This is a genomic window from Stenotrophomonas sp. 05L414_2 (genome assembly GCF_056397905.1).
Map to the genome: position 1 here is coordinate 1 of NZ_JBFTOJ010000243.1, position 4,590 is coordinate 4,590.

Annotated in this window: 3 protein-coding genes and 1 pseudogene; all 4 read right to left on the reverse strand. The window is 65.4% G+C overall.

Going from position 1 to position 4,590, the window contains the following annotated elements; all coding sequences use genetic code 11:
* A pseudogene (locus tag AC1DJN_RS20825) lies at positions 1–116 on the reverse strand (ABC transporter permease); the annotation flags it as partial.
* 5 nt (positions 117–121) lie between these two features.
* Positions 122–1,513, reverse strand: a complete 1,392-nt coding sequence (locus AC1DJN_RS20830; RefSeq protein ID WP_478040057.1) for a glycosyltransferase — start codon at positions 1,511–1,513, stop codon at positions 122–124.
* A gap of 17 nt (positions 1,514–1,530) precedes the next feature.
* A complete protein-coding gene (locus tag AC1DJN_RS20835; RefSeq protein WP_033830275.1) occupies positions 1,531–2,706 on the reverse strand; it encodes a cystathionine gamma-synthase in 1,176 nt (391 codons plus the stop codon).
* A gap of 123 nt (positions 2,707–2,829) precedes the next feature.
* Positions 2,830–4,200 carry a pyridoxal-phosphate dependent enzyme gene (locus AC1DJN_RS20840; protein WP_025878454.1) on the reverse strand — a complete coding sequence of 457 codons (1,371 nt, stop codon included), beginning with the start codon at positions 4,198–4,200 and terminating at the stop codon, positions 2,830–2,832.
* Positions 4,201–4,590: the final 390 nt, after the last annotated feature.

The following is a 4,590-nucleotide window of genomic DNA, read 5'->3' on the forward strand; positions in this document are numbered from 1 at the left end:
AGCGGGTGGATGATCATCCACAGCGCGCCCAGCTTGCTGCGAATGAAGCGTAGCCTCAGCTCGTTCTTGATCGAGGAAAGGATGAAGTATCGGTAGGCCCACACGGACCGGATCATGTCTTTCATTGCATGCCTCGTACTTCGTTGTCCTGTTGACGCGCTGTGCCGTGCACCGAGGTGGTGCGGAGCTCCTTCAGGCGTTCGATGATGCGGGCTGCCGCCACCGGGGCGGACAGGATTGCTTCCACATGCTGGCGGCCAGCACTACCCAGTGCAGCGGCGGCGGCGGGGTCGTCGGCCAGGCGGCGCATCAACGCGGCCGCCTGGGCCACGTCGGCGTCGGCCCAGCGCTGCCCTTCTCCACCGGGATACTCGCCTTCGCCCACCGCCACCAGGGAGAAGCCCACCAGCGCAGCAGACGCGGCATCCATGAATTCCATATTGCCCGACCAGCCCGTGGCGATGACCRGCTTGCCAATGGCCATGCACTCGGCCAGGCCCATTCCGAAGCCTTCGGCGCGATGCAGCGACACGTAGGCATCGCAGCAGCGCTGCAGGGCATTGAGATGCGCGCGGTCGATCACATCGTCGCGGATGATGATGCGGTCATCGCCTTCTGCCAATTCAAAGATGCGCTTGATCCAATGTGGAAAGCGGTAGCCGTTGCTGCTCTTGACCAACAGGCGGACATCGCGACGCTCCGGCGGGAAGGCCGCGCGGAACGCACGGATTGCCGCCTCAGGATTCTTGCGCTCCATGCGTGAGCTGAAATCAAACGTGACCAGGAAGATGAAGGCTGTTTCCGGCAGACCGAAATCGGCGCGCTGCAGCCCGCTGTCCTCGATCGTGCCAAGCGGCATCGGGATGCGCAGCACCGGCTTGTCAGTGACTTTCCTCACGGCCTGTTCGACAAAAGCGCTGGCTACGAGGATCTCGTCCACGTGGGACAACGCTGGCAACCAACTGTCAGGAATGGTCTCCAACTCCCAGAACCAACAGGCAATCAGGTAGCGCCCCTGCAGGCGCGCCCGGCCGATGTCCTGCAGTGCGCGTTCCAGATAATCCGGATTGACGAAAATGATGCTGACCGGATGCGGCACGTCATTGTCGATGTAGGCATCCAGCGCGCGGTCATCCCAGCCGTGCGGGAGGTCCAGGTCGATGTCGCGCAGGGCCACCGGCACCCGATTGTCGATCAGCGCGCGGGCATAGCTGCGTGCGGCCTCGGCCAGGCCGAACTGACCGTGGATGTACCCGAGGATATTCACGCCCGGAAGCGCTGTGTCGGCTGGCACGCACGACGTCGGCGAGGTCGGACGCGGCTGCCACCCGTGCCAGGCAGCAGTGCGCGGGAAGCGCGTGCGCGCGCGGATACGCCGTGTCAGCAGCTGCAACGCGCCTTCCCGCCATGCACGTGGCAGGGCACGGTATGCAGATCGCAACAGCGATTGCCCCCGCACCCAGGCCAGCAGACGAACCTGCAGGGAGGGGCGTGAATTTTCGACAGAAGGCATCTCTGGCAGGGCCGTATTCAGACCGCCAGCGCCTGTTCCAGATCCACCTGCAGATCCCCCAGGTCCTCAACGCCCACGCTCAGCCTTACCAGTGCATCACTGATGCCCAGCTGCTCGCGGCGTGCCACCGGGATCGACGCATGGGTCATCACCGCCGGGTGGTTCACCAGGCTTTCCACCCCGCCCAGCGACTCGGCCAGGGTGAACAGTTCGGTCTTCTCGCAGAAGCGCTTGGCCGCGTCGAAACCGCCCTTCAGCACGATCGAGACGATGCCGCCGTAGCCGGCCATCTGCTTGCCCGCCAGCTCATGCTGCGGGTGCGAGGCCAGGCCCGGGTAGATCACCTTCTCCACCGCCGGGTGCTTTTCAAGCCACTGTGCGAGCGCCATCGCGTTGGCGCAGTGCGCCTTCATGCGCAGCGGCAGGGTCTTCAGACCGCGCAGGGCCAGGAAGCTGTCGAACGGGCCCTGCACGCCACCGATGGAGTTCTGCAGGAAGGCCATCTGCTCGGCCAGTTCGGCGTTGTCGCCGACCACGACCATGCCACCGACCATGTCCGAATGGCCGTTGAGGTACTTGGTGGCCGAATGCAGCACCAGGTCCGCCCCCAGCTCCAGCGGACGCTGCAGCATCGGCGAGGCGAAGGTGTTGTCGACCACTACGATCAGGCCATGGCGCTTGGCGATGGCGGCGACCGCGGCGATGTCCACGATCTTCAGCATCGGATTGGTCGGGGTCTCGATCCAGACCATCTTGGTCTTCGGCGTGATCGCCGCTTCGAAGGCGGCCAGATCGGTCAGGTCGACGAAGCTGAAGTCCAGCGCAGCGGTGCGGCGACGCACGCGCTCGAACAGGCGGAAGCTGCCGCCATAGATGTCGTCCATCGCCACCACGTGGCTGCCGGCATCCAGCAGCTCGATCACGGTGGAGCTGGCGGCCATGCCCGAGGCGAAGGCGAAGCCACGGGTGCCACCTTCCAGCGAGGCCACGCAACGCTCGTAGGCGAAGCGGGTCGGGTTGTGGGTACGCGAGTACTCGAAGCCCTGGTGCTCGCCCGGGCTGGACTGCGCATAGGTCGAGGTGGCGTAGATCGGCGGCATCACCGCGCCGGTGCTCGGGTCGGGCGACTGGCCGCCATGGATGGCCAGGGTGGCCAGCGCCAGCGCGCGGTCCGGGGAAGAAGCGTTGGACATGTCGTTTCCTGATTGGCGCCGATGACCGGCGCCGTCGAAGGAGCGGGAGTCTATCAGCGCGGCCTTAACGAGCTTTGACGCGGATAAACCGGGATTCAGCAGCGATCTGCGGCGATAAACGCCTTACTGAACGCGCCGACGCAGGTAATTCAGCAGGTCGATGCGGGTGATCAGGCCGAGGAAGGTGTCACCGTCCATCACGATGGCCACCTGGCCGCGGTCGAACACCGGCAGCAGCGCCTCGATCGGCGATTTCACATCCAGGCGATCCAGCTTGCTGACCATCGCGGTGGCCACCGGGTCACGGAAGCGTGCTTCGTCGCCGTAGACGTGCAGCAGCACGTCGCTTTCGTCGACGATGCCGACCAGCTGGTCACCGTCCAGCACCGGCAGCTGCGACACGTCATACAGCTTCATGCGCTGATAGGCGGTGGTCAGCAGGTCGTTCGGGCCGATCACGACGGTGTCGCGCTGGCCGTACGGGCGCAGGATCAGGTCGCGCAGGTCACCGTGCTGCGGGCGCTCAAGGAAGCCGTTGTCCAGCATCCAGTAGTCGTTGTACATCTTCGACAGGTACTTGTTGCCGGTGTCGCAGACCAGCACCAGCACCTTCTTCGGCGTGGTCTGCTCCTTGCAGTACTTCAGCGCCGCCGCCAGCAGGGTGCCGGTCGAGGAGCCACCGAGGATGCCCTCCTTGCCCAGCAGCTCACGCGCGGTATGGAAGCTCTCCGCATCGGTGATGGCGTAGGCCTTCTTCACACGGCTGAAATCGGAGATCGAGGGCAGGAAATCCTCGCCGATGCCTTCCACCAGCCAGCTGCCCGACTTGTCGTTGAGCACGCCGTCGTTGATGTACTCGGCCAGGATGGAGCCGACCGGGTCGGCCAGCACCAGCTCGGTCTTCGGCGACAGCGTGGCGAAGGCGCGCGAGAGGCCGGTCATGGTGCCGGAGCTGCCGCAGCCGAACACGATGGCATCCAGATCGCCATCCATCTGCTCGAGGATCTCCGGGCCGGTGCCGAATTCATGCGCGGCCGGGTTGTCCGGGTTGCCGAACTGGTTGACGAAGTAGGCGCCTGGGGTCTGCTCGGCGATGGTCTTGGCCAGGTCCTGGTAGTACTCCGGGTGGCCCTTGGCCACGTCCGAGCGGGTCAGGCGCACTTCGGCACCCATCGCCTTCAGGTTGAAGATCTTTTCCCGGCTCATCTTGTCCGGGACCACCAGGATCAGCTTGTAGCCCTTCTGCTGGGCCACCAGCGCCAGGCCCAGGCCGGTATTGCCGGCGGTGCCTTCCACCAGGGTGGCGCCGGGCTTCAGGTCGCCGCGCTTCTCTGCCGCTTCGATCATCGACAGGCCGATGCGATCCTTGATCGATCCGCCCGGGTTGGCGCTTTCGAGCTTCAGGTAGAGCTCGCAGACGCCAGCATCCAGGCGCTGGGCCTTGACGATAGGGGTCTGGCCGATGAGTTCGAGGACGGAAGAATGGATGGGCATTCGGGGGACTTCGGTTCGCGCCACACAGGGCCGGACCGGTGATTATCCGATGGATGGCGACGAAAGTCAGGAGCCGTTTCTATAGCGCCGGGCCATGCCCGGCGGGAGGCGTGCTGACCCACGGTCGGCACCCACCAGCTCGGCTGGCAGCCCAAGGGGATGCGGACGGCCCCGGATCGACGAGGAGACCGGTACCGCCCGCATCGGGGGACGTGCCTGCGGGCCAAGGCACCACCGCGTGTGGTGCCTTGGCGCGACGCCTGCGTTCAGCGGCGCCGCGTTGCCAGGTCAGGAGAGCCTGGCAGGGCCATCGATGGCCAGGTCATGCCATTCCGGGCACGACAGGGGTGCGTCAATGCGTGGGGGACGAGGTTGCGAGCGGTGTTTCGT